We start from the raw sequence: 25,053 nt of genomic DNA on the forward strand, positions 1-25,053 counted from the left end.
TTCCGCTATAATAATCCTACAGTTTTAAGTGTCCCAAAAAAAGGACTTATGAAAGAACACGGCCGAATATTTTGAAGGAACTGTTCTCTGTAACCGGGATTGGATCATATTTTTTATTCAGTGATATGAGGTAGGTTCCGAGTCTGTTATTCTGAAATTTCTTCACATATGCGTTTCCATCAAGATAGAAGATACCTATTTCGCCATTATCAAGGCATGCTGTCTGTTCAATCCAGATGAGATCCTTATTATGGTATTTAGGTTCCATACTGTCACCATCTACATATACGCCAAATGTGGCAGCCTCCGGAATGTCAGGAGAGGAGAATATCTCATATTCGTCACCATCAAGAAAAGAGCCGGTACCAGCGGAAACGGTATTGTAAAATACTTTTCTTTCCCTGATCACATGGATAGGAATGATCTCTGCCGGTTTATAGTTGCCGGTACTTTCCAGATCGCTGATATATTCAAGCACCTTGTTCATTCCATTTTCATTCAGGTTCCGGAATGGATTAAGAGGACTCTGACCGATAAAATCCGTATAGATATCATAAATTTCGAGTATTTCACATAAGGCAAGAAACTGTCTGGCATTTGGTGTTGCTGTGCCAAGTTCCCAGGCACTGATTGAATTCTGCTTTACATAGATATCATAGTTTTCCAGTTCTTTTGCAAGCTGGCTCTGGTTCAGCTTGTGTTCTTTTCTGTATTTAGCAATGGTCTTTCCTAAATCTTTCATAGTATTATGCCTTTCTAAGTAATCATATCAGGTATGATCTCCCTATGCGGGATATATCAACTTTAGCACAGGAATCCCTAAAAAGCAATTGAAATATCAATAATATTGATAATATATAATAAAGTACCATTGAATAGCAATATAAAAAGTATTATATTATGCCATGTAGACGGATGGCATATCATCCGGCAGCAGGAAAGAAGGTGATTCAGTGAACCGGACAATACTGCATAGTGATTGTAACTGTTTTTATGCATCAGTAGAGCTTCTGCATCATCCGGAGCTTCGGGGAAAGCCTGTAGCAGTAGGAGGTGATCCTGAGGCGAGACATGGAATTGTGCTGACCGCTGATTATACGGCCAAGAGATATGGTGTAAAAACCGGAATGGCATTATGGCAGGCAAAACAGGTATGCCCGGACATAACATTTCTTCCCCCAAGGATGGACCTGTATCTCAGATTTTCCAGAATGGCACAGGAAGTTTATGCTGACTATACAGATAAGAGGGAACCATACGGAATTGATGAGTCCTGGCTGGACGTGACAGACAGTGCAACTCTCAAGGGAGACGGATTTCACATTGCACAGGAAATAAGCAGCAGGATGAAAAAAGAACTTGGCATTACGGTGAGCGTGGGTGTGTCGTTCAACAAGATATTCGCCAAGCTTGGATCTGATTATAAGAAGCCGGATGCCATTACTACTATGTATGAGGATGAGTTTCAGAGAAAAGCTTGGTGTCTTCCAGTTTCTGATCTGTTATATGTGGGAAATGCAACGAATAAAAAGTTATATAGCATGGGAATCCGGACTATCGGAGATCTGGCAAAATCTGATGAAACCCTGCTGGTCAGAAAACTTGGCAAGATGGGAAGTATTCTGTGGGCTTTTGCTAATGGATATGATGAATCTCCGGTAAAGCTGGAAAACACATCAGCTCCGGTCAAGTCCGTAGGCAACAGTACAACAACGCCCAGGGGTATGGAAACAGATGAAGATGTCAAGATTGTGTTATACATTCTGGCAGAAAGTGTAGCGGCAAGACTCCGGGAGAATGGGTTCCGGTGCCGGACTGTTGAGATCAGTGTCCGTGACAAAGAACTGTTTCATTTTTCAAAACAGGTAAAGTTGCAGAATGCGAGCAATATTACCAAAGAGATTGCAGAGGCTGGATACAGGTTATACAAAGACAACTACAGACTATCGGCGGATGATAAGGAACTGAAAAGCAGCCGGCCAGAGTTTTTTCAAAAGCCACTGCGGAGCATAGGAATACGTGGAACGGATCTTGTGACAGATTATTTCTGGGAGCAGCTGGACATGTTCATGGATCCTCAGGCAAGAGAAAAACAGATGAAAATGGATGAGACGGTTGATATTATCCGCAAAAGATTTGGATTTTACAGTGTCCAGAGAGGGCTTATGTACCGTGACAGAATACTGTCAGCATGTGATACAAAGTCTGATCATACGGTACATCCGCATGGGTACTTTGGATAGACAGGAGGGATTGAACTATTATGGAAAGCAGCAAGGTATATGTAAATGTCATGGCTGAATTTACAAATGACGGAAGGCTTCTACCAAGGAGCTTTATCTGGAAGGATGGTCATGTATATGAGATTCAGAAAGTAACAGATGTAAGAAGAGCGGCAAGCCTGAAAGCAGGCGGAGCCGGAATACGTTATACCTGTATTGTTGACGGAAAAGAGAGCCATCTTTTCTATGAGGACAACAATATGTGGTTTATGGAGGAGAGATAGTTTATTTAATGGTGTTATACCAGTCGAAAAGATCAGCAAGAAGGTCACAGGATGAATGGTGCGGACTTTGGCACATCGGAACTCATTTATTCAGAGAATATAATCATCAATGGTTTTCATTTCCCTTATCCGTTGAATGGTAGTAATAACATACAGAACAGGTACAGAATATAGGAAAATATCCCCATAATCTGTCCTTGGTACAAATAATAAAAAAATACTGATATGTGTTGGGTGTCTGGTATTATCTGGGAAAAATCACGCTAATATGTCCAAAATCTTCCACATATTACTCGGTTCTGATCTATAGAAGAAAATAGTATTCTATTATGGATGAAATGGAAGGAGTAATATGTCGAACGATAACGATAAAGACCAGGAATATCAAAAGAATATGGGTAAACGTCTGAGAAAGATACGAAAAGAGAATGCACTGTCTCAGGATGATGTTGCGGATGCTCTTGGTATATGCACAAAGCAGTATCAGAGCATTAATACACAATGGATGCTGAATAGGATAAATTATGTTTTGGTGATCAAAATGGAATCCGCAATTATCGAATCAGATGTGCGTTTATCGACTGAGAGGGTGACAAAATTTAAAATATCGAAGGAAACGGTGACAAAATTGCAAATATCGAAGAAAACGGTGTCAAAATTTCATGTGGCGGCAGACAGGAAATCCAATTATAATTAACAATAAAGATAGAAAGCGAGGACAACATCATGAAAAAGATTATTAGAAACCGGATCAAGTGTAAAAAATGTGGTGAGATCATTGAAAGTACCAGCAGACATGACTTTAAATTCTGTAAATGCGGTGCGGTCGCTGTCGATGGCGGAAAAGATTACCTTCGAAGAGTCGGAAATAAAGACGATTATGAAGAACTGATCGAGTACGAAGGCAGAGATGATGACGAAGAGTGAGAATCTGAGGTTTGTTATGGATGAAACCGGGAGACCTTATGAACCAGTCGAGCCTGAGTATGAGAGAGCGGTACAGGAGACACCGGAATCGCTGGCATTTGAGGAAGAGTTGATTCAAAGGTTTAGATTACAAGACGGTAAGAAATAAATTGAGGGAGGCGCATCATGAATTTATATATTAGCGATCTGCATTTCGGACATAAAAATGTAATACTATTTGAGCACCGACCGTTTTCAGATGTCGACACGATGGATCACTGCCTGATTCAGCTGTGGAATTCAAGAGTGTCCGCAGATGATGATGTTTATATCGTGGGCGACTTCTGTTACCGGTCAGGACGGACACCGGACTGGTACTTAAGACAACTCAAGGGTCATAAGCATTTGATTATCGGAAACCATGACAAGGCGACACTGGATTGCGAAAACGCTGCAAAGTACCTTGAGAGCGTTGAAAAAATGCAGCATGTCACAGCCGAAGACAAGCAGATCTGCCTGTGTCATTATCCATTGGCAGAATGGTATAAGAGCCGTCATGGATCATGGCTGATTTATGGGCACATCCATGGGGCACGGGATGAGGTGTATGAGTTTATGAAAACGAGAGAGCGTGCCTTAAATGCCGGTGCCTGCATAAACAATTACACTCCGGTATCGTTCAATGAATTGGTGCGGAACAATAAAGCATTTCAGGAAAAGGATTCATAAAATCGTAGAAAGAAGGATTTACAATGGGAAGAACAGAGAATATCAATGTATTTCAGGACACAATGAACCTGTGCAAAAACAATGACAGAATCCGGGAATCTGTTCATAACTCTGCAGAAGGTCAGAAATTGATTTTGGAAGAGGATGCGATTGTAGAGTCAGACAAGAACCGATATAAAGAGAAAGCACGGATCACAGTATCGGCAAAGAGAACTTTTGAAGCAGCATCAAGATATAAGAATACGAAAACAGCAGTACACAATTTTGCATCGGCTTCGAATCCGGGTGGCGGAGTGGAGCGTGGTGCAAATGCTCAGGAAGAGTGCTTATGCAGATGTTCCGGGTTGTTTAAGTGCTTGAATGCTCCGGATGCGTGGAGTGGATTCTACATGGCACACCGGGCAGAACATAATCCAATCCACAATGATGATATCATTTACACGCCAGACGTTTTGGTTTTCAAGAGCGATACCGTAAAGCCGGAGCTGATGGATGAAGCGGACTGGTATACCGTTGATGTTATCACGTGTGCGGCTCCGAACTTAAGAGAGAAACCAAGCAATGCCTTTAATACAGGAGACGGAAAAGATGCGATCAAGATTACAGATAAAGAGCTGCTGGCGATTCATAAAAAACGGCTTCGGAGGATTCTGGATGTGGCTTTGAACAATAAAGTTGAAACGATTGTTCTCGGTGCGTTTGGATGCGGGGCTTTCATGAATAATCCAAATGTAGTCGCACAGGCATCCAAAAATGTTTTGAACGAATATTTGTATGCGTTTAAGAATATTGAGTTCGCAGTATACTGTAGTCCGAAGGATGACATAAATTATAGGATATTTGATGGGGTACTTAAACCATACACAAAATAAGAAAATAATCATTTGTAATAAAAACAGGTTCTTGATGTTTATGACAATAAGTATGGTGATGTCTACCTTGAAGTGCAGCATAATTCGTTTATGCTGGTGGAGAAATCATGAGTGGAGACGAAATAGGGCTATGTGAACATGATTAGTCTATTAAGTTGCTTATGATAAAATGGAAGGAAAAGCAAAATTTGTTAATATAGTGTATATTTTTATTGTATACAAAACATAATTATGCTATAATTGTGCCGAAGAAAGGAGCGAAAAATCATGCCAATTATTATGCCTATTAAAGATTTAAGAAATACAACTGAGATTTCCAATATTGCACACAAGGAGCAGGAGCCTATTTTTATTACCAAAAATGGATATAGTGATTTGGTTGTAATGAGCAGTGAACTTTATGATAAATTTGCAAGCACAAATCGCATTGACCAAGCAATTTTTGAATCTGAGCAGGAAATTGCTAACGGTGCAGAAGCAGCTGATGCAGAAGTAGTTTTTGCAGAATTGGAGAAAAAACATTTTGGATAAATACAAGGTAAAAGTTAACCCCAGAGCAATCAGTGAATTAGATCGGATTTACAAGTATATAGCAGATGATAAATTGTCTCCTCAAAATGCCAGAGGACAAGTTGACCGAATTAAGAAAGCTGTTTTGAACTTAGATACGTTTCCACAATCTCACCAAGAACGAAATGAAGGTAGATATGCCGGAAAAGGCTACCGACAGTTGTTGATTGATAATTATGTTGTCATTTTCCGCATTGATGAGTTACACAAAACTGTTTATGTGGTAACAATACAGTATCAAGGACGAAATTTATAGAATAAGCGCCAAATGACGTACAAGGCATTGAAGAAAAAGCTACAGAAAAATTCATTTTGAATATGCATAAAAAAGGTTATACATTAGATCAGATCGCAGACGTTGCAGAAACAAACGTGGCTGCTATGGAAGCAGTCATTAAGAAGAAAAAGCCGTAAACCTTTGATTTTTCAATGAAAATCGCATGTTTACGGCTCTTTTGTGTTAGTGCAGGAGATGGGACTTGAACCCACACACTGTTGCCAGCGTCAGATTTTGAGTCTGATGCGTCTGCCATTCCGCCACTCCTGCGTCTTATAAACTTCTTGAACAAAATCGCTCAAGCAAGAAATATCTTATCATACTCAAAGACAGATTGCAAGAAATTTTTTTGATTCCTGCAAGAATTATTTTATCCATTATTTTATCCGTATTTTAGAAATGAAAAACGTATTATGAAAAATAATGATTTTCAGGCTTTTTTGTTGACGAAAGTTATCATATATGATAACTTAATAACATGTGAAAAAAGAATTACAGTAAAAAAAGCAATGAACGAATAAGCAGAAAATCATTGCAGCAAAAGAAAGAGCGAATGCAGGAGGGCGTCAGTTTGGCTCAGGGAGAAAAGAAACATCTTGCAGGTCAACAGCTTACCCCCCGGTATGAAGTGGTCCAGCAGTTGAAGGATGCAAGAAAAGCGCAGGATATGACACAGGAAGTGTTGGCGGAGCGTGTGGGAACGAAAAAGTCTAATATTTCCAGATTTGAGAGCGGCAAATATAATCCAAGCCTTGATTTCCTGATCAAGGTGGCAGGAAGTCTTGGAAAACAGGTACAGATCAGGATTAAGTGAAGAAGGAGTTTTATGTTATGGGCAGAAGTGTGACATTAGGAAATGGCAGAGACATTGACAAAGATATCGAATTATGCAGAACAACGAATGAGAAGACCAGTGAGCAGACAATCCATGTTCTGATGGAGAATCATATTCCGTTTACCAAGAGCTGGATCAATATTCCTTTTTTTCTTCGCAGGAAATTTCATGGTGCAAGTCAGATCTGTGTGATCAACACCAATCGTAATCGTTACAGTCAGGCAAGAACCGCCATCGACCAGATGGATATCCACTTCAAAAAGCGTCTTGTCGTAAGCAATTATTAATGAAAAGTCCCTGGTTTCCAGAGTGATTCAGGAAACCGGGGACTTTCCATTAATAATTCAGCTCACGCAGGTTTTCCTCAAACTGTTTTTGGAGCAGCTTTCTGGAGTAGCACGCAGCTACAAAAGAGGAAAGGGCGAGATTGTATACATTGGTGTATTGTACATAATGCCATTTCAGGTTTTCTTTCCAGTTGGTGAGCGTGATCGTCTTGTCCTCATCGAGATGGTAATCGTAGAGGTTGTTGCGAAGCTCATAAGCGGCTGCATAGGAGAGGATATGCTTCATCAGAACAGCAGCGTCAGCCGGAACCGGGAGATCTTTCATATCGATCGCGCCACTGCGGTAAATGGCTGCAAAACGTCCGGCAGGGTGTTTTAACTGGAATAAACCATCTAACGTAAAGTTTTCAAGATCCGTATCAAAAGATTGCAGGGTTGCCAGCACCAGAGTATCGGTCATTTCCTGAAAAGCAGGGTTGGCAGAACAGTTCTTTGTTTCAAAATATTCATCCATAAAATCGTAGAGAATAAAATCTTCGCACGTAAAATGCAGATCTTCCATATAGGCGGCCGCAAATTTTGGAAGCAATGCGATCAGTGTACTATAGTGGATAGAACAGATGGCAAGGGCAGCATAAAACTGTACTTCTGTCTGCAATAAAAGTTCCAGATCCACATCCACATTTGAAAAATCCACGGAAGAAATCTCAGGGCATGCCTCTTTGAAAATGCGGTTTAAGATCGCAAGACCAAAACCGGATTTGTCGTCAATGATGGCGATGGCGTAGCATAAAAGAACCGGATCAAAAGAATTCTCGGAAAAAGAAGGAGAAAAATAAAAATCCTGATCCAGAAAACGGTAAATATCAGAGAGATTGTCCATAGAGAGCGGACACTCTAACGTATCCCTTAATTCTGTTATAACAGCTGGATTTTCCTTTGCCGCAAAAGTGAGGAAACGATACACAACATAAGTCTGAAAACGATCCATGTTTTCTTCGGGACCGTTTTCTAAATATTCTATCAAAAATTCAGTAGGAAAAAACTGATCAAAAAATTCATCCATAACAATACCTTACCTTTCTCTGTTTCCGTTCGCATGCCCATGAGGTATAAGCAGCGAAGCATGTTTAAGTGATGAAAACACAATATAATATTTTTATAAATAAAGCAATAGGGCTTTTATTTTTGGAGAAAAAGACTTATTATGGATAATGAACTGATTTTTAGGAGAAAAAGGAGAGAGATTATGTTGAGAGCAGCAGATTACCGTGAGCGTGCAAGAGCATCTTTGAGTGGAAACTGGGGAATGGCAGTTCTTGTTTGTTTTGTAGGAGCATTGCTTGGAGGAATCCAGTCCGTTATACCTGTTACCGCAAATTATCAATATGGGGAGGGAATGAGCGTACAGATTTTTGGGATAAATATGAGCCTGAATCAGCTTCCGGCAGAAATGCTCGGAATCCTGGCTGTCATGATGAGCATTTTAAGCATTTATGCACTGGCACAGTTTGTGATCGGTGGTGTAGTGGAACTTGGTATGTGTGCTTATTTTTCCAAACGTGCATTGGGCGAGAATGCGGACATTAAGGATGAGTTTGCTTATTTCCAGTATTTCGGAAAGGCACTCGGGCTTCGTATTGTAACTTCTATTTTTATTTTCTTATGGACGATGTTATTTATCATACCGGGATTCATCGCTACCTATCGTTATGCGATGGCACCATACATCATGGCAGAACATCCGGAAATGGGGATCATGGAGGCGATTGAGGCATCCAAACAGATGATGGATGGAAATAAATGGTCGCTGTTTTGTCTGGATTTCAGTTTTATCGGCTGGATGATTTTAAGTGCATGTACATTTGGAATCGGAGATCTATTCTTAAATCCATATACCCATATGGCAACGGCTCATTTTTATCTGAATTTAAGCAGAGGTTCTTCCGGAAACTTCAATTCGGATGGAATGATGTAAAAGGGAAAAATCTGTCACTGAATTCTTATAAAAATGTGAAAAATCTGCGAATGGATTTCAATTGAAAAAGAGATGTGCTAAAATGTACCGTGTTGTGGTCACGGAAAAACATTTTGGCACATTTTTTTTGCAGAATTTCGTGGCAGAAGATGAATTAGAAAAGTTGGAAGTAATAAAATGAAACAGATGAAATATAAAAAACAGATACAGCTCATTGCAGCAATCGTTACACTGATCGTATTCCCGGTGATCACGTTTTATCTCATGGAAGCCTACACACACAATCCATTCGAAGAGGTAAGACCGTGGGCGCAGTTTTTCAATATTTTGCTCTTTGAGCTTTTGGCGTGGATCTTTGTCAGTGTGACCGGAAAGATACAAAGCGGGCTTCGGATCGAGCTGGTAACCGCGATGATTTATGGAATCGCAAATGCTTATGTGGTCCGTTTCCGGACCAATCCGATCGTGCCGTGGGATATTTTTTCCTGGAAGACGGCGGCAAGTGTGGCATCTAATTATGATTTTAAACCGGATATTCGAATGATCGTGGTGACGCTTGCGTTTCTTGGAATGATCGTTTTACTGCAGTTTGTAAAAACCGGAATACCGAAGTTTCAATTATGGAAGCGTCTGATCCCGGCGGGCGTATGCTGTATCGTGCTGGTCTTGTTTGTCAATCTGCTGCAGGATGAAGATTTTCAGACCGGACACAGATTGTATCCATTTTTATTTACCCCGGCATTTATGACGCAGGTAAATGGAATGGCAGTGACTTTTGCAATGGATCTCGCATATATGACTGTAGAAAAACCGGCAGGTTATGACGCTGCAAAAGAGCAGGCAGTGCTGGAAAGCTATACAGAGCAGGAAGATGACGCAGACAGCAGTGATAAGAAAGAGGAACTGCCAAATATCATCGTCGTGATGAATGAGTCTTTTTCTGACCTGAAAGTGTTGGGAGATTTTACAACAAATGAAGATTATATGCCGTATCTGCACAGTTTACAGAACGGGGCGGAAAATACGGTGACAGGTTATCTGAATGTGTCTGTGTGCGGAGGAAATACCGCAAATACAGAGTTTGAGTTCCTGACGGGAAACAGTATGGCGTTTCTGCCACAGGGAAGTATTCCGTATCAGCAGTACATCACGAAAGAACTTCCGGCGCTCCCGGCGTATCTGGCATCTTTGGGCTATGAGACGGTGGCAACCCATCCTTATTATGCGGATGGCTGGGACAGGGATAAGGTATATCCATTGCTTGGCTTTTCAGAGAGTATTTTTAAAGATCAGTACTGGGGAGCAGGTTATGTGCGCAAGTACGTCAGTGATAATAGCTGTGTGGATAAGATCATTGAATTATATGAGAAAAAAGAAGAGGGAACACCTTTATTCGTTTTCAATGTGACGATGCAAAATCACGGTGGATACTCGGATACTTATGATAATTTTACCCCGGATATCACAGTGGAGGGTGTGGAAAGTACACCTTTGAGCCAGTATTTATCGCTTGTCAGACTTTCGGATCAGGCACTGGAAAAACTGATTTCCTATTTTGAGGAGGCAGACGAAAAGACAATTGTAGTATTCTTTGGGGATCATCAGCCAAATGACACGGTGGCAGCGCCGATTTTGAATCTGAATGGTATGACGACAAAGACACTGACAGAGGATCAGTTGAAACTGCGGTATGAAGTGCCATATGTGATCTGGGCGAATTATGACATTGATGCAGAGAGCGGAAAAGATACAAGTGCAAATTATCTTGCGGCGGACGTATTACACTATGCAGGAATTTCTGAGAATGCATATGGTTCTTATCTGTTGGAATTACAACGGAATTATCCAGTTATCTCTGCAATGCGTGTGCTCACGAAAGATGGTCTGGATACAAATTCATCCAGCTTAAAACAGGAATTGAAAGATTACCAGAGTCTGCAGTATTATCAGCTATTTGACTGGAAAAAAGAGTGAGTGTGCAGACAGATCGCTCATCAGGAAAGAAATGAAGGAAAGAAAACAGGAGTTTGTAAGAATGAATCAGACACAAATCAATGAGACAAAATCGAAAAAGTGGTGTAAACGGCTGCCACTGCTTGCCGCCTTTCTGATACCACTTCTGATCTCGGTGATCATTTGTATCGATCATGAAGTGTATCCATTTGGGGAGCGTTGTCTGTTACAGGTGGATATGTATCATCAATATTGTCCTTTTTTTACAGAGTTTGTGGATAAATTAAGAAGCGGCGAAAGCCTCATGTACTCGTGGACGATCGGGCTTGGTGCGGATTTTGTGTCACTGTTTGCCTATTATCTGGCAAGCCCTTTGAACTGGTTTATTTTGCTGTGCCCGAAGGGATACGTGATTGAATTCATGTCAATCCTTATGATTCTTCGTATCTCGCTCTGTGGACTGACATTTGCATATTATCTGAAAAAGCACTTTCACACAAATCACCCGGCAATCGCGGTATTTGGAACGGCGTATGCACTGTCTGCGTTTATGGCAGCTTATGCCTGGAATGTGATGTGGACAGATTGTCTGGTGCTTGCGCCGCTCATTATCCTCGGTGTGGAACAGCTTGTAAAAGAGAAAAAGGCTGCATTGTATTATGTGACACTGGCCACAGCCATTTTGTCCAATTATTACATTTCGATTATGATCTGCATTTTTCTTGTGCTCTATTTTCTGATCCTTTTATTGGAGCAGAGGGAAGGAAAAATCGGGGCATGTGTACGGTTTGCATGGTATTCCCTTCTGGCGGGTGGAACAGGTGCAGTGTTGCTGATCCCGGAAGCGATTATTTTAGGGGAGAGCGGCTCGCAGGGGATTTCTTTTCCAAGTGCGGTGGAATGGTATTTTAATCTGATCGCAGAACTGGGAAGGCAATGTATTTTTGTAGAAACGTATACAGGACGTGACCACTGGCCAAACATTTATACTGGCGTGTTTACATTGTTTTTGATCCTGTTATATCTGACGAACCGCGGGATCAGCTGGAAAAAGAAACTGCCGCGCGTATTACTGCTTGCGTTTATGGCATTAAGCTTTGCCAATAATATGCTGGATTTTATCTGGCATGGATTACATTTCCCGGATTCGCTGCCGGGCAGACAGAGCTTTTTATACAGTTTTTTATTGTTAGTATTGTGTTTTGAGACATTTTTGCATCTGAAAGAAAACCGCTGGTATCACGTGCTTGTGGCACTGGTCTTGGATGGGGCATTCCTGTATGCAGCGTACCGCTGGTCTGACAGCGAACTGACCGGAAGCGACAGTTTCTTTACGACGGCAGTGTTTATCGTTGTGTACGCGGTGCTGCTTCTGGTGTGGTATGGAGGAACTGCAAAAGTCAGAGATTATGTTTTTTTGATTACGTCAATTGTAGTGATTACAGAGTTGACGATCAACTTTGATATGACAGGTCTGGATACGGTGAGCAGAACTTCTTATGTGAAAGACTGGAAGGATTATGAAAACGTTTTAGAGCAGGCGAAGAAAAAGGAAAGTGAAAACAGCGCGGTGTATTTTTACCGGACGGAGGAGATGGAGCGGAAAACGAAAAATGATGCGGCGTTGTCCGGCTATTACTCTGCAACACAGTTTTCTTCGCTGATGAACATCAATGTCAGTCATATTTATCAGGATCTTGGAATGGAAGGTGGAAAGAATTTTTATTGTATCAACGGCGCGTCGCCTTTGATCTCTTCCATGCTTTCCTTAAAATATGTGATCGCGGACAATGCAATGGAGGAAAGCCCGCTGCGTACCCTTGTGGCGTCATCCGGGAACACGTATTTATATGAAAATAAATATTCCCTTCCACTGGGATTTATGGTAGACGATGAGGTGGCAGAACGCTGGGACTATAAAAATGGCGGCGGTGTCTCCAACCAGAATGAACTTGCGGAACTGTTGGGGGCACAGGAAGAGATGCTCTCAGTAGTTCCAGCGGAATCGGAAGTCGGCGTGTCTACGATTCAGGTGACGGAGGACGGATATTATTTTGCAGCATACAGTTCTGTGACATCCGACACCCTTGAGGAAGAGGTCAGTGATGGAAGAACGAAGTCCTTTACGAAGGCGTCCCACGGATATATTTTAGATCTCGGGTATGTAAAAGCCGGGGAAGTGATCCGAATCAAAAATTCCAATAACGAGCGTGTGGATATCACTGCGTATAAGCTGAATATGGGTGCACTGGATACCGCATATGAGACGTTAAACAGCCAGACAATGGAACTCACCTCATTTTCAGACCGGAAGATCACAGGTACGATCGATGTGGAAAAAGCGGGAGATCTCGTATTTTCGATTGCAAGGGAAGATGGCTGGACGGTGTATGTGGATGGAAAAGAGATAGAGCCTGAAACATTTGCTGAGGCGTTTATCAGTGTGACGTTGACGGAAGGAAAACATGACATAGAACTTATTTATACAACGCCCGGACTGAAGACTGGCGCCATGATCAGTCTTGGCTGTCTGATCCTTTTCCTGCTTTCTGCCTTTTGGAGGGGAAAACAGGAAAAGAATATTGTTGTATCGGAAAGCGTGTGTTAAAATAAGTTTATCTTTACAGAACTAATATAGAAGAAAGTGATTAAGAGACAGGAAAGAGGTAACAGATGTTAGAGACAGGTATCAAAGGAGAAGCAAAAGAGGTAGTATCAGAGAGCAATTCAGCACAGGCAATGAAAAGCGGTGAACTGAAGGTATATGCAACACCTTCCATGATCGCATTGATGGAGCAGGCTGCCTACAAGAGTGTTGCAGCAGAGCTGGAGGATGGAAAAGGAACAGTCGGAACGTTGATGAACGTATCCCATATCTCAGCAACACCGCTTGGAATGGAAGTGACTGCCAAGAGTGAACTGGTAGAGATCGACCGCAAGAGACTGGTGTTTAAAGTGGAAGCGTTTGACGAGCGCGGCAGGATCGGTGAGGGAACGCATGAACGATTCGTGATCGACAATGAAAAATTTCAGGAAAAAGCCAATAACAAATAAAATTTTTTCTAAGACACCATAAAAGTACGGTTTATTGGACAGCAAATAAGATACACTCTTTTCAACTTGAGAGAACGTAAAAAGGTTGAAAGGAGTGTTTTTTTATGAAGGGATATGTGATCGAAGCAGGCTATATGGGATATGTGGACGGAGCGTACATGCTTTTTGCAGATGAAGAAGATTATCAGGAATATTTTAGAGAGTGGCATTGAAATAAAACTACCGCAGTGATAAGATAGTCACAGGCAGCTATTGAAGATAAATAGAAAGGTAGTGACAGATCATGGCTGGAAAAGAGATACGGATTTATGGGGAAGATGAGAGCGCGATCAAGATCCGCCCTTATGAGCATCACGCAAAGTATTATGAGACAGACCAGATGGGAATTATCCATCATTCCAACTACATCAAATGGATGGAAGAGGCAAGGATGGATCTGATGGAACAGATCGGGCTTAGTTATAAGCAGATGGAAGAGATGGAGATCATCAGTCCGGTATTGTCGGTGTCCTGCGAGTACCACAGTATGGTTCATTTTGATGACACGGTGGTGATCGAGACGAAGATCACAAAGTATAACGGAATCAAGATGGATGTGGAATACCAGATGACAGACAAAGAGACTGGGGAGCTGCGCACAACGGCAAAGAGTTCACATTGCTTTTTGAACCGTTCCGGCAGACCGATTTCCTTAAAAAGGTCTTATCCGGAGATCGACACGAAGTTTTTTGAGTTCACGGATGAGAATTAAGAGTGATAATCGTTACTGGAACGAGATACGAGTGAACAGTAACTGATAATATGCCATACAGGCATAAATGAGACATAGAGAGAGGAAGAAAAATGATACCAGAGAGATTAACTGCGCTTCGCGAAGAGATGAAACGCAGAAGTATTGATATTTATGTAGTACCAACCGCTGATTTTCATGAGTCAGAGTATGTTGGGGAGCATTTTAAGGCGAGAAAGTTTATTACAGGATTTACCGGTTCCGCAGGAACGGCAGTCATCACGTTAAAGGAAGCAGGACTCTGGACAGACGGACGCTATTTTGTGCAGGCTGAGAAACAGTTAGAGGGAAGCACTGTCACGTTATATCGTATGGCAGAGGAAGGTGTACCTACCGTAGAAGAATTTGTAAAAGACAAACTGCCACAGGGCGGCTGCATCGGTTTTGACGGAAGAACCGTAAACGGTGCCTGGGGTGAAAAGTTTGTGGCAATCGCAGAGGAAAAGAAAGGTTCTCTTTTTGTAGGGGAAGATCTGATCAATCTGATCTGGACAGACAGACCGGAGTTATCCAAAGCTCCATTATTTATACTGGAAGAAAAATATTCCGGAAAGAGCACTGCAGAGAAGATCAAAGATGTGCGTGCAAAGATGGCAGAGGAAGGTGCAGATGTCCACATTCTTACGAGCCTTTGCGATATAGCATGGCTTTTGAATATCCGTGGCGGTGATATCCAGAGCGTTCCGGTAGTATTGTCCTATCTTGTTCTGACCAGGGATCAGTGTATCTGGTTTTTACAGGAAGAAGTGGTGGATGATACTATCCGCGCTTATCTGAAGGAAAATCATATCGAGACAAGACCATACGATGATATTTACACTTATGTTCCGACCATTCCGGAGAGTGCCGTGGTTCTGATGAACAAGAGCAGTGTCAATTATCGTATCTGCAGTGAATTAAATAAGAACATTCAGGTTATAAATAAACCAAACCCTACCGAGCTGATGAAGGCAGTCAAGAATCCGGTTGAGGTGGATAACACCCGCCTTGCACATGTCAAAGACGGTGTGGCAGTGACAAAGTTCATGTACTGGCTGAAAACAAATATCGGCAAAATCCCAATGACAGAGATTTCTGCGTCCGATTATCTGGAGGCAAGAAGAAGAGAGCAGGAGAACTTTATTGATTTAAGCTTTACGACCATCAGTGCCTACGGTGCAAATGCAGCGATGATGCACTATTCTGCAACACCGGAATCCAATACCGAATTAAAACCGGAAGGCTTTTTACTGGTAGATTCAGGCGGACATTATTATGAGGGAACAACCGATATCACGAGAACTTTTGTGTTAGGTCCGATCAGCGATGAGATGAAACAGCATTTCACAGCAGTATGCCGTTCCAATATGAAGCTTGCCAATGCGAAGTTTTTATATGGTGCATGCGGTCTGAATCTGGATATTCTCGCACGAGGTCCATTGTGGGACATGGGAATTGACTACAAATGTGGTACAGGACACGGTGTCGGTTATATCTTAAATGTACATGAAGGACCAAACGGTTTCCGCTGGAAGATCGTGCCGGAACGCCATGACAGCGGTGTGCTGGAAGAGGGTATGATCACAACCGATGAACCGGGTGTATATCTGGAAGGAAAGTATGGTATCCGCACGGAGAATGAACTGGTCTGCCGCAAAGCAGAGAAGAATGAATATGGTCAGTTTATGGAATTTGAGAACATCACTTACGCACCGATCGATCTGGATGGAATCGATCCGGAGCAGATGAGCCCACGTGAGAAGCAGATGTTAAATGATTATCATAAGAAGGTATATGAAGTGCTCTCTCCTTACATGACAGAGGAAGAGAACGAGTGGCTGAAGAAGTATACCCGCGCAATTTAATTTGTCACAGGATGGGACTGCCGCATGCGGCAGCCCCTTTACTGCTTTTTTATGAGCAGTGAAAAAATAAGAAGGAGACACAAAGTTTATGAGTGAAAAGCTGGTACTGATCGATGGACACAGCATTTTAAACCGGGCATTTTTCGGAATCCCGGATCTGACGAATTCCGAGGGACTTCATACCAATGCGGTCTATGGATTTTTAAATATTTTATTTAAGATTTTAGAGGAGGAACAGCCAAACTATCTGACGGTTGCCTTTGATGTATCACAGCCAACTTTTCGTCATAAGATGTATGCAGAATACAAGGGAACCAGAAAGCCGATGGCGGAGGAACTTCGCGAACAGGTGCCTCTGATGAAGGAAATGTTAAAAGCCATGGGTGTGACTATCGTGGAAAAAGGTGGTTATGAGGCGGATGATATTTTGGGGACCATTGCAAAACGCAGCGAAGCAGAGGGACTTGAAGTATCCGTTGTGTCAGGAGACAGGGATTTATTGCAGCTTGCTACCGACCATATTAAAATCCGTATTCCGAAAACAAAGCGCACCGGAACCGAGATCGAGGATTATAATACGAAGGAAGTTTTGGACAAATATCATGTGACGCCGATCGAGTTTATCGATGTGAAAGCATTGATGGGCGATACTTCGGATAATATCCCGGGTGTTCCGGGAATCGGAGAAAAGACAGCAACAGCTCTCATTGCGCAGTACGGCAGCATTGAAAACTGTTATGCGCATGTGGATGAGATCAAACCACCGCGGGCAAGCAAGAATTTAAAGGAAAATTATGAGCTTGCACAGATGAGTAAGACATTAGCGACAATCGAGATCCATGCAGATATTGACTATGATCTGCAGAGTGCAAGATTAGAGCAGATCAAAGATCTGTATACAGAGGAAGCATATCTTTTGTGCAAACGTCTGGAGTTTAAGAATATGCTTGGCAGATTTGAGGTGGATGCACCAAAGAATCAGGCGGAAGAACATTTTAAGCTTGTGACAGAGAAGAAGGAAGCCGAAAAGATTTTTGCAAAGATCAAAGGCATAGAATGTGCATTTCAGATCATTCCGATGGAGGAAAAAAAGGATGCGAACATGGATGCGGGGGGGCAGATGAATCTTTTTGCAGCACCGCAGACGAATGAATTTCTTGGAATGGCAGTCTGCTTTGGGGAGAAAGACACCTACTTTTTCAAGGCTGGGGAAGAACTGACAAGCAGCGTGTTGTCAGACCTCCTCACACACTCTGAGGCGGCAGGATACATGACACTGGATTTAAAACCGCAGCTTGGACTGCTCCATATGATCGAGCAGAGAGAGAACGGATGTCTGAACCAGAAAAACATTTTTGACAACGTCATCGCAGCATATCTGCTGAATCCGTTAAAAAATGAATATCCGTATGAAGACATCGCAAAGGATTACTGCAGCCTGATGATCCCATCGAGAGTGGATCTGCTTGGAAAGTCAGGCTATGATCTGGCAATGGATGAGAAACCGGAAGGATTTTTAAAGACAGTCTGCTTTATGGCGTACACTGCATTTTCCAGCAAAAAAGCAATGATGGAAGAGCTGAAGGCAACCGGAATGGAACAGCTCTATGAAACTATTGAGATGCCGTTAGTGTTTACGCTTGCAGACATGGAACACACAGGAATTGCCATTGATGCAGCCAATCTGAAAGAGTACGGGGAGAAACTTGCAGTCCGCATCAAAGAGTTAGAAACCCGGATTTATCAGGAAGCAGGGGAAGAGTTTAATATCAATTCTCCAAAACAGTTAGGTGTGATCCTGTTTGAAAAACTCGAAATGCCTTACGGAAAGAAGACAAAGACCGGATATTCGACAGCCGCAGATGTGTTAGACAAACTTGCACCAGAGTATCCAATTGTTGCAGATATTTTGGAATACCGCCAGCTTACCAAGTTAAAATCCACTTATGCAGATGGACTTGCCAATTATATTAAGGAGGATGGAAGAATCCATACTTCCTTTAACCAGACGATCACGGTTACCGGAAGGCTGAGCAGTACAGAGCCGAATCTCCAGAATATCCCGATGAGGATTGAACTTGGCAGATTGATACGAAAAGCATTTTTACCGGCAAAGGGATGTGTGTTCATGGACGCCGATTATTCGCAGATCGAGCTTCGTGTGTTAGCGCACATGTCCGGGGATGAAAAACTGATCGAGGCGTACAGAGAGGCACAGGATATCCACAGAATCACTGCATCACAGGTATTCCACATTCCATTTGATGAGGTGACAGATTTACAGCGAAGAAATGCCAAAGCGGTAAACTTTGGAATCGTATATGGAATCAGTTCCTTTGGATTAAGCCAGGATTTAAGTATCAGTAAAAAAGAGGCAGCAGAGTATATCGAACGGTATTTTGAAACATATCCAAAGATCAAGACATTTTTAGACGGACTTGTGGAGGATGCCAAAAAGAACGGATACGTGACAACCATGTTTGGAAGAAGGCGTCCGGTTCCGGAACTTTCCAGCAGTAACTTTATGCAGCGTTCTTTTGGAGAGCGTGTGGCAATGAATGCGCCAATTCAGGGAACAGCCGCAGACATTATCAAGATTGCTATGATACGTGTGCATGACAGGCTGTTGGAGGAACATTTGAAATCAAGACTGATCATCACGGTGCATGATGAACTTTTAATTGAGACAGCAGAGGATGAGATTGATAGAGTAAAAGAAATCCTGACGGAAGGTATGCAGCAGGCAGCAGATCTGAAGGTGGCTCTGGCAATTGACCTTCACACCGGAAAGAACTGGTACGAGGCAAAATAGCTTTGCATCAGAAACGGACAGCACGAAAGAAGATAAGGGTGGACGGAAAATATGAAATTTATAGGGATCACAGGTGGTGTAGGAGCCGGAAAATCAGCAGTTTTAGATTATATGGCAACCAAACCGGGCGTGCGTGTCATGCTGGCGGATGAGATTGCACATGAACTTATGGAACCGGGAACGGACTGTTATGAGCAGATCAGACAGGCTTTTCCGGAGCATGATATTTATAAGGAAGATGGACATTTTGACCGGATAAAACTGGCGAAGGTGATCTTTTCAGACGAGAACAAGCGTGCCGGGATGAATGGAATCGTACATCCGGCAGTGAAAGCATATGTGATAGCAGAAGCGAAAAGAGAGAGACAGGAAGGAACGCTTGCACTGCTTGTTTTGGAAGCGGCACTTTTAATTGAAGAACATTATGATGAAATTTGTGATGAACTCTGGTATATTTATACCAGAGAGGAAATCCGCGAGGCAAGACTGATGGAATCCCGTGGGTATTCCAGAGAGAAGGTACAGCAGATTTTTTCGAGTCAGTTGAAGGAAGCAGAGTACCGGAAACATTGCAGTGTTGTGATCGACAACAATGAAGGGTTAGAGGAAATGCAGAGACAGATTGATGCGGCAGTGTGCGCTATCTGATGGATTTTGCAGACAATTGGAACGGATCAGGGAATTACAAAGAAAAGGTAAGTGAGAGGACACTACAGATGAATGAAACACAGACATTCGAACAGCCATATGTATTTGGACTGGACATTGGAACACGAAATGTAGTAGGTACGGTTGGATATAAGGAAGGAAATGAATTTATCGTTGTGGCACAGTATGTCATGCAGCATGAGACAAGGGCGATGATCGATGGACAGATTCATGACATTGGCCGTGTGGGCAAAGTGATCCAGACGGTAAAAGAGGAATTGGAGAAACAGATTGAATGTCCGCTGACAGAAGTATGTATCGCAGCAGCCGGTCGTGTGTTAAAAACAGTAACGACAAATGTAGAATATGAATATCCGGAAGAGACCGTTGTTACGAAGGAAGATATCCATACACTGGATCTGCTTGGAATTGAAAAGGCACAGTCCCTATTAAAAGAGAAAAATGACACAAGATACAAGTTTTACTGCGTGGGATATTCTGTTGTGAAATACTATCTGAATGAGGAGGTTTATTCCAACATCGAAGGACATAAGGCAGAGGTCATCAGTGAGGATATCATCGTGACATTTTTGCCGGAGGATGTTGTGGACGGACTGTATTCTGCAGTGGCGCAGGCAGGTCTTGAAGTTGCCAATATGACATTGGAGCCTATTGCAGCGATTGACGTTGCCATCCCGGAATCGTTCCGTATGCTGAATATCGCGTTAGTCGATGTCGGAGCCGGAACATCGGATATTTCCGTCACGAAAGATGGAAGTATCATTGCCTATGGCATGATTCCACTCGCCGGAGATGAACTGACAGAACTGATCGTACAGCATTATCTGGTCGATTTCCAGACCGCAGAGCGTATCAAGCTTGCAAGTACGACCGGGGAAATGATCACATACAAAGATATCATGATGATCGAGCACTCCATTCCTGCGAAGGAAGTATGGGAACTCATAGAGCCTGTAACAGATAAAATGACGACCGCAGTGGCGGAGAAAATCAAAGAGTTAAATGGCGGACAGACTGTCAGTGCTACATTTGTCGTTGGTGGAGGCGGAAAAATCCACGGTTACACCGAGATGCTGGCAGATAAACTTGGACTTCCACAGGAGCGTGTTGCTCTCCGCGGTGAGGAAGTACTGCAGGAAGTAACCTTTGAACAGCCGGATATCGAAAAAGATCCGCTCATCGTAACTCCGATCGGTATCTGTCTGAATTATTATGACCAGAAAAACAGTTTTATCATGGTACATTTGAACGGCGAACGGATTAAGATGTATGACAACAATAAGCTTCTGATCATGGATGCCGCATTACAGGCGGGAGTAGCCAATGAAGATCTGTTTCCAAAACGTGGAAAAGAAGTGAACTATACCGTCAATGGTGTGGCAAAAGTGGAGAGGGGTCTGCCAGGGGAATCTGCTGTGATCACTATGAATGGAAAACCGGCAGGCATCAATACTAAGTTAGAACCGAATTCAGAGATCGAGATCTGCCCATCCACTGCGGGAGCGGATGCCATGATCACCATCGAGCAGTTAGAGGAGTACCATACATCCACCATAACATTTATTGTCAACGGCAGGAAAATCGTATGCCCGCGTTTTGTTGAGGTAAATGGTAAATTAGAACCAGCCTCTTACCTGATCAAAGAGGGAGACGAAATTGAGACGAGGGCTTATTATACCGTCGAGCAGATCGCAGAATTTATGGATGTGGAGATCGACACGGAAAAAGAGATCATTGTGAATAACCGGGTGGTCGACCTGAATTATTTTGTCTATGAGAACTTTAATATTGAGTGGACGATCCTGTCCTTCCGCACACATGTGTCTGATACAATAGAGGAGATGGCCGCTGAAGGCATTGAAGAAACAGCAGATACGGCAGAGGCACCGGAGGAGAATGTTTCAGACAGCGGAACGGCAGGTGAGACAGAAGACAGCGTACCAGCGGATGATGCATCTGTGACAACGGATGAAGAAACGCAGACGGCGGAGGAAAGTCCGGCAGATAACGAAACTTCGGAGGAAGCCAAAGAGAAGGAAACGCATTCTGTGGAAGTTATCATCAATGGCACACCGGTCACGCTGACAGGAAGAGAGTCCTATATGTTTGTGGATCTCTTTGAATTTTACGAATTTGACCTTTCTGCCTCTGCAGGAAGAGCGATCATTACAAAATTAAATGGCCAGAATGCACAGTACACCGCAGAATTAAAAGATGGTGATGTGATCGAACTGGCTTGGAAAGAGAAATAGATTTATGGAATTATGCAGTATTGCAAGCGGAAGCAGCGGAAATTGTATCTGTGTCGGCTCAGATGACTGTCATGTGCTGATCGATGCGGGAATCAGTGGAAAAAGGATTGAGAACGGTTTAAACAGTATTGATCTAAAGACTGCAGATATGCAGGGAATCCTCATCACACATGAGCATATCGACCATATCGCAGGACTCGGAGTGATTGCAAGAAGATATGGCATTCCGATGTATGCAACAGGGGAAACCGTTGATGCTATTTTACATACAAAAACCGTTGGAAAAATAGACGAGGCACTTTTTCAGGTGATCGAGTCGGAAAGGGAGTTTACAATCGGTGATCTTACGATTGAACCGGTGTCCATCTCCCATGATGCGGCAGATCCGGTTGCCTACAAGATCAGACAGCAGGAAAAGAACGTGGCAGTCATGACAGACCTTGGAACCTATGACGACCATATTGTGGAGAAGCTGCAGAATGTGGACGTGCTGCTCTTAGAAGCCAACCATGACGTGCGCATGCTTCAGGCAGGAGCATATCCATATCCTCTGAAACAGCGTATCCTTGGGGATAAAGGACATTTGTCGAACGAGCGGAGTGGACAATTGTTAGGAAAAGTGCTCCACGATCATTTGAAACATATCGTGTTAGGACATCTGAGCAAAGAAAATAATTATCCGGAGCTTGCCTATGAGACGGTGCGTCTGGAAGTGGAGCTGGGAGATAACCCTTATAAGGGCGATGATTTCCCAATGTTTGTGGCGAAGCGTGACGAAGTATCGCAAAAAATAGTATTCTAATAACATTTATTAGATGATTTAATAAATAAAAAGAGCTTAAGTAGTGGAAATAATAAAAAGAGTATGCTAATATGGAACATAATTAAAATTTATCTTGGTAACGTGAGAAAAATCTGACGGAACCGGGCAGAATACAGTGAGGAGGCATGAACCATGGAACATAATGCAAATAAAACCATTATTACAGTAGTAGGAAAAGATACAGTAGGTATCATTGCAAAAGTCTGTACTTATCTGTCAGAAAATGGAGTAAATGTTTTAGATATTTCCCAGACCATCGTATCTGGATACTTCAATATGATGATGATCGTTGACATGACAAAGGCTGCAAAAGCTTTTGCAGACTGCCAGAAAGATCTGGACGTATTGGGCGAGGAGATCGGCGTATCGATCAAGTGCCAGAAAGCAGAGATCTTCGATATGATGCACAGAATCTAGGGAGGAAAGCAGTAAATGATTAATTTCTTTGAGGTAAATGAGACAAATAAAATGGTCGAACAGGAAAATCTTGATGTCCGTACCATTACCATTGGTATCAGTCTCTTAGAGTGTATTGATTCCAATCTGGATAAATTAAATGAAAATATTTATAACCGCATCACAACTGTTGCAAAAGATCTTGCCGCAGTGGGCGAGAAAATCGAGCATGAATTTGGAATTCCGATCGTGAACAAACGGATTTCCGTGACACCGATCGCATTGGTAGGTGGTTCTGCATGTAAGACACCGGAAGATTTTGCAACGATCGCCGACACTTTAGACCGCGCCGCTGAAAAAGTGGGAGCAAACCTGATCGGCGGATATTCTGCACTGGTTTCCAAGGGAATGACAACAGCAGACGAGATGCTGATCCGGTCTATTCCGATAGCACTTGGCAGAACGAACCGTGTGTGCAGTTCGGTCAATCTTGCGTCTACAAAGACAGGTATCAACATGGACGCAGTCAAATTAATGGGTGAGATTTTATTAGAGGTGGCGGAACAGTCGAAAGACCGTGATTCCGTGGACTGTATGAAGCTTGTAGTGTTCTGCAATGCGCCGGATGATAATCCGTTTATGGCAGGAGCTTTCCATGGCGTGACAGAGGCGGATGCGATCATCAATGTCGGAGTCAGTGGACCAGGTGTTGTTAAGACAGCTCTTGAAAAAGTGCGTGGCGAGAATTTTGAAGTGCTCTGCGAGACGATAAAAAAGACAGCGTTTAAAGTAACACGTGTCGGACAGCTTGTCGCACAGGAGGCATCAAGACTTTTAAATATTCCATTTGGTATCGTCGATCTGTCTCTGGCACCAACACCGGCAATCGGAGACAGTGTGGCAGACATTCTCTGCGAGATCGGCTTAGAGTATGCAGGAGCACCGGGAACGACAGCAGCTTTGGCACTGTTAAATGATCAGGTGAAAAAAGGTGGCGTCATGGCATCTTCTTATGTCGGCGGTCTGAGTGGCGCATTCATTCCGGTCAGTGAAGACCAGGGAATGATCAATGCAGTTCAGGCTGGTGCCATCACTCTGGAAAAATTAGAGGCGATGACCTGCGTATGCTCCGTTGGTCTTGACATGATCGCAATTCCGGGTGATACAAAGGCAACTACGATCTCCGGTATGATCGCAGATGAGATGGCGCTCGGTATGATCAATCAGAAAACAACAGCCTGCCGTCTGATCCCGGTCATTGGAAAAGGCGTTGGCGAACAGGTGGAATTCGGTGGACTGTTCGGTTATGCACCGATCATGCCGGTAAATCAGTTTTCATGTGATGACTTTATCAACCGTGGCGGAAGAATTCCGGCACCAATCCACAGCTTTAAAAACTAGAATTCAGGACTGCTCACTTTTGTGGGCAGTTTTTTCGTTATGGTTTATCCGTCAGCAACGGTTATCTGAGAAAAGAGAGAGTTTTATTATATATTAATA

At 42.8% G+C, this 25,053-nt stretch carries 25 protein-coding genes and 1 tRNA gene; 23 read left to right on the plus strand and 3 right to left on the minus strand.

Going from position 1 to position 25,053, the window contains the following annotated elements:
• Positions 1-46: 46 nt before the first annotated feature.
• Positions 47-742 carry an XRE family transcriptional regulator gene (locus ROSEINA2194_RS00045; RefSeq protein ID WP_007881885.1) on the minus strand — a complete coding sequence of 232 codons (696 nt, stop codon included), beginning with the start codon at positions 740-742 and terminating at the stop codon, positions 47-49.
• Between the two features lie 211 nt (positions 743-953).
• Here ROSEINA2194_RS00045 and dinB point away from each other — a divergent pair, with 211 nt between their 5' ends.
• The 9 genes from dinB (at position 954) to ROSEINA2194_RS00085 (ending at position 5,839) form a co-directional block, all read left to right on the plus strand.
• Complete coding sequence (gene dinB / locus ROSEINA2194_RS00050; RefSeq protein WP_007881888.1) at positions 954-2,243, plus strand: DNA polymerase IV; 1,290 nt, start codon at positions 954-956, stop codon at positions 2,241-2,243.
• 20 nt (positions 2,244-2,263) lie between these two features.
• Positions 2,264-2,506 (plus strand): hypothetical protein, encoded by a 243-nt coding sequence (locus ROSEINA2194_RS00055; protein ID WP_005601638.1) that lies wholly within the window; start codon positions 2,264-2,266, stop codon positions 2,504-2,506.
• 352 nt (positions 2,507-2,858) lie between these two features.
• Complete coding sequence (locus tag ROSEINA2194_RS00060) at positions 2,859-3,203, plus strand: helix-turn-helix domain-containing protein (RefSeq protein ID WP_007881898.1); 345 nt, start codon at positions 2,859-2,861, stop codon at positions 3,201-3,203.
• Between the two features lie 29 nt (positions 3,204-3,232).
• Positions 3,233-3,433, plus strand: a complete 201-nt coding sequence (locus ROSEINA2194_RS00065) for a DUF7695 domain-containing protein (RefSeq protein WP_007881900.1) — start codon at positions 3,233-3,235, stop codon at positions 3,431-3,433.
• Entirely contained in the window at positions 3,417-3,581 is a 165-nt protein-coding gene (locus ROSEINA2194_RS20760; protein WP_172727026.1) for a hypothetical protein, read from the plus strand. The genes ROSEINA2194_RS00065 and ROSEINA2194_RS20760 overlap by 17 nt, the downstream gene beginning before the upstream one ends.
• A gap of 17 nt (positions 3,582-3,598) precedes the next feature.
• Positions 3,599-4,141 (plus strand): metallophosphoesterase family protein, encoded by a 543-nt coding sequence (locus ROSEINA2194_RS00070; protein WP_007881902.1) that lies wholly within the window; start codon positions 3,599-3,601, stop codon positions 4,139-4,141.
• 23 nt (positions 4,142-4,164) lie between these two features.
• On the plus strand, positions 4,165-5,013 hold the full coding sequence (locus ROSEINA2194_RS00075) for a TIGR02452 family protein (RefSeq protein ID WP_007881903.1): 849 nt from the start codon (positions 4,165-4,167) through the stop codon (positions 5,011-5,013).
• Between the two features lie 267 nt (positions 5,014-5,280).
• The gene (locus tag ROSEINA2194_RS00080) at positions 5,281-5,544 is read left to right on the plus strand and encodes a type II toxin-antitoxin system prevent-host-death family antitoxin (protein WP_007881905.1); all 264 of its coding nucleotides are present in this window, start codon (positions 5,281-5,283) and stop codon (positions 5,542-5,544) included.
• Positions 5,537-5,839 (plus strand): type II toxin-antitoxin system RelE/ParE family toxin, encoded by a 303-nt coding sequence (locus tag ROSEINA2194_RS00085; protein WP_007881907.1) that lies wholly within the window; start codon positions 5,537-5,539, stop codon positions 5,837-5,839. Before ROSEINA2194_RS00080 ends, ROSEINA2194_RS00085 begins: the two co-directional genes overlap by 8 nt.
• Positions 5,840-6,047: 208 nt before the next feature.
• On the opposite strand, the gene ROSEINA2194_RS00090 is transcribed toward ROSEINA2194_RS00085, so the two are convergent.
• Positions 6,048-6,130 (minus strand) — tRNA-Leu (locus tag ROSEINA2194_RS00090).
• A gap of 301 nt (positions 6,131-6,431) precedes the next feature.
• Between ROSEINA2194_RS00090 and ROSEINA2194_RS00095 the strand changes: the two genes are divergently transcribed.
• Entirely contained in the window at positions 6,432-6,674 is a 243-nt protein-coding gene (locus tag ROSEINA2194_RS00095; protein WP_021924024.1) for a helix-turn-helix domain-containing protein, read from the plus strand.
• Between the two features lie 17 nt (positions 6,675-6,691).
• Complete coding sequence (locus tag ROSEINA2194_RS00100; RefSeq protein ID WP_044926642.1) at positions 6,692-6,982, plus strand: hypothetical protein; 291 nt, start codon at positions 6,692-6,694, stop codon at positions 6,980-6,982.
• A 49-nt stretch (positions 6,983-7,031) separates the two neighbouring features.
• Here the strand turns inward: ROSEINA2194_RS00100 and ROSEINA2194_RS00105 are convergent, their stop codons facing one another.
• On the minus strand, positions 7,032-8,048 hold the full coding sequence (locus tag ROSEINA2194_RS00105; RefSeq protein ID WP_007881913.1) for a hypothetical protein: 1,017 nt from the start codon (positions 8,046-8,048) through the stop codon (positions 7,032-7,034).
• Between the two features lie 183 nt (positions 8,049-8,231).
• Between ROSEINA2194_RS00105 and ROSEINA2194_RS00110 the strand changes: the two genes are divergently transcribed.
• The 12 genes from ROSEINA2194_RS00110 (at position 8,232) to ROSEINA2194_RS00165 (ending at position 24,954) form a co-directional block, all read left to right on the plus strand.
• Complete coding sequence (locus tag ROSEINA2194_RS00110) at positions 8,232-8,960, plus strand: DUF975 family protein (protein ID WP_044926644.1); 729 nt, start codon at positions 8,232-8,234, stop codon at positions 8,958-8,960.
• A 177-nt stretch (positions 8,961-9,137) separates the two neighbouring features.
• Positions 9,138-10,934 (plus strand): LTA synthase family protein, encoded by a 1,797-nt coding sequence (locus ROSEINA2194_RS00115; protein WP_007881917.1) that lies wholly within the window; start codon positions 9,138-9,140, stop codon positions 10,932-10,934.
• A 61-nt stretch (positions 10,935-10,995) separates the two neighbouring features.
• Positions 10,996-13,521: a YfhO family protein gene (locus tag ROSEINA2194_RS00120; RefSeq protein ID WP_044926673.1), complete on the plus strand. Its 2,526-nt coding sequence runs from the start codon at positions 10,996-10,998 to the stop codon at positions 13,519-13,521.
• 65 nt (positions 13,522-13,586) lie between these two features.
• A complete protein-coding gene (locus ROSEINA2194_RS00125; RefSeq protein ID WP_007881927.1) occupies positions 13,587-13,967 on the plus strand; it encodes a thioesterase family protein in 381 nt (126 codons plus the stop codon).
• 283 nt (positions 13,968-14,250) lie between these two features.
• Entirely contained in the window at positions 14,251-14,718 is a 468-nt protein-coding gene (locus ROSEINA2194_RS00130; RefSeq protein WP_007881929.1) for an acyl-CoA thioesterase, read from the plus strand.
• 92 nt (positions 14,719-14,810) lie between these two features.
• Positions 14,811-16,601 (plus strand): aminopeptidase P family protein, encoded by a 1,791-nt coding sequence (locus ROSEINA2194_RS00135; RefSeq protein ID WP_007881931.1) that lies wholly within the window; start codon positions 14,811-14,813, stop codon positions 16,599-16,601.
• Between the two features lie 88 nt (positions 16,602-16,689).
• Positions 16,690-19,413, plus strand: a complete 2,724-nt coding sequence (gene polA / locus ROSEINA2194_RS00140; protein ID WP_007881932.1) for a DNA polymerase I — start codon at positions 16,690-16,692, stop codon at positions 19,411-19,413.
• Positions 19,414-19,464: 51 nt separating this feature from the next.
• Entirely contained in the window at positions 19,465-20,061 is a 597-nt protein-coding gene (gene coaE, locus ROSEINA2194_RS00145; RefSeq protein WP_007881935.1) for a dephospho-CoA kinase, read from the plus strand.
• A 68-nt stretch (positions 20,062-20,129) separates the two neighbouring features.
• Positions 20,130-22,334, plus strand: a complete 2,205-nt coding sequence (locus tag ROSEINA2194_RS00150) for a cell division FtsA domain-containing protein (protein WP_044926674.1) — start codon at positions 20,130-20,132, stop codon at positions 22,332-22,334.
• Positions 22,335-22,338: 4 nt separating this feature from the next.
• Positions 22,339-23,136 (plus strand): MBL fold metallo-hydrolase, encoded by a 798-nt coding sequence (locus ROSEINA2194_RS00155; protein WP_044926646.1) that lies wholly within the window; start codon positions 22,339-22,341, stop codon positions 23,134-23,136.
• A gap of 153 nt (positions 23,137-23,289) precedes the next feature.
• Positions 23,290-23,574 carry an ACT domain-containing protein gene (locus ROSEINA2194_RS00160; protein WP_007881941.1) on the plus strand — a complete coding sequence of 95 codons (285 nt, stop codon included), beginning with the start codon at positions 23,290-23,292 and terminating at the stop codon, positions 23,572-23,574.
• Positions 23,575-23,589: 15 nt separating this feature from the next.
• Positions 23,590-24,954, plus strand: coding sequence for a PFL family protein (locus tag ROSEINA2194_RS00165; RefSeq protein WP_007881948.1), 1,365 nt, complete (start codon positions 23,590-23,592; stop codon positions 24,952-24,954).
• Positions 24,955-25,053 lie beyond the last annotated feature (99 nt).

The organism is Roseburia inulinivorans DSM 16841, from assembly GCF_000174195.1.
GTDB lineage: Bacteria > Bacillota > Clostridia > Lachnospirales > Lachnospiraceae > Roseburia > Roseburia inulinivorans.

Bases quoted from the DNA above. Each gene is read 5' to 3' on its own strand.
- ROSEINA2194_RS00045 (WP_007881885.1), bottom strand. From the start codon at position 742: ATGAAAGATTTAGGAAAGACCATTGCTAAATACAGAAAAGAACACAAG.
- ROSEINA2194_RS00055 (WP_005601638.1), top strand. From the start codon at position 2,264: ATGGAAAGCAGCAAGGTATATGTAAATGTCATGGCTGAATTTACAAAT.
- ROSEINA2194_RS00060 (WP_007881898.1), top strand. From the start codon at position 2,859: ATGTCGAACGATAACGATAAAGACCAGGAATATCAAAAGAATATGGGT.
- ROSEINA2194_RS00065 (WP_007881900.1), top strand. From the start codon at position 3,233: ATGAAAAAGATTATTAGAAACCGGATCAAGTGTAAAAAATGTGGTGAG.
- ROSEINA2194_RS20760 (WP_172727026.1), top strand. From the start codon at position 3,417: ATGATGACGAAGAGTGAGAATCTGAGGTTTGTTATGGATGAAACCGGG.
- ROSEINA2194_RS00070 (WP_007881902.1), top strand. From the start codon at position 3,599: ATGAATTTATATATTAGCGATCTGCATTTCGGACATAAAAATGTAATA.
- ROSEINA2194_RS00075 (WP_007881903.1), top strand. From the start codon at position 4,165: ATGGGAAGAACAGAGAATATCAATGTATTTCAGGACACAATGAACCTG.
- ROSEINA2194_RS00080 (WP_007881905.1), top strand. From the start codon at position 5,281: ATGCCAATTATTATGCCTATTAAAGATTTAAGAAATACAACTGAGATT.
- ROSEINA2194_RS00100 (WP_044926642.1), top strand. From the start codon at position 6,692: ATGGGCAGAAGTGTGACATTAGGAAATGGCAGAGACATTGACAAAGAT.
- ROSEINA2194_RS00105 (WP_007881913.1), bottom strand. From the start codon at position 8,048: ATGGATGAATTTTTTGATCAGTTTTTTCCTACTGAATTTTTGATAGAA.
- ROSEINA2194_RS00110 (WP_044926644.1), top strand. From the start codon at position 8,232: ATGTTGAGAGCAGCAGATTACCGTGAGCGTGCAAGAGCATCTTTGAGT.
- ROSEINA2194_RS00115 (WP_007881917.1), top strand. From the start codon at position 9,138: ATGAAACAGATGAAATATAAAAAACAGATACAGCTCATTGCAGCAATC.
- ROSEINA2194_RS00120 (WP_044926673.1), top strand. From the start codon at position 10,996: ATGAATCAGACACAAATCAATGAGACAAAATCGAAAAAGTGGTGTAAA.
- ROSEINA2194_RS00125 (WP_007881927.1), top strand. From the start codon at position 13,587: ATGTTAGAGACAGGTATCAAAGGAGAAGCAAAAGAGGTAGTATCAGAG.
- ROSEINA2194_RS00130 (WP_007881929.1), top strand. From the start codon at position 14,251: ATGGCTGGAAAAGAGATACGGATTTATGGGGAAGATGAGAGCGCGATC.
- ROSEINA2194_RS00135 (WP_007881931.1), top strand. From the start codon at position 14,811: ATGATACCAGAGAGATTAACTGCGCTTCGCGAAGAGATGAAACGCAGA.
- polA (WP_007881932.1), top strand. From the start codon at position 16,690: ATGAGTGAAAAGCTGGTACTGATCGATGGACACAGCATTTTAAACCGG.
- coaE (WP_007881935.1), top strand. From the start codon at position 19,465: ATGAAATTTATAGGGATCACAGGTGGTGTAGGAGCCGGAAAATCAGCA.
- ROSEINA2194_RS00150 (WP_044926674.1), top strand. From the start codon at position 20,130: ATGAATGAAACACAGACATTCGAACAGCCATATGTATTTGGACTGGAC.
- ROSEINA2194_RS00155 (WP_044926646.1), top strand. From the start codon at position 22,339: ATGGAATTATGCAGTATTGCAAGCGGAAGCAGCGGAAATTGTATCTGT.
- ROSEINA2194_RS00160 (WP_007881941.1), top strand. From the start codon at position 23,290: ATGGAACATAATGCAAATAAAACCATTATTACAGTAGTAGGAAAAGAT.
- ROSEINA2194_RS00165 (WP_007881948.1), top strand. From the start codon at position 23,590: ATGATTAATTTCTTTGAGGTAAATGAGACAAATAAAATGGTCGAACAG.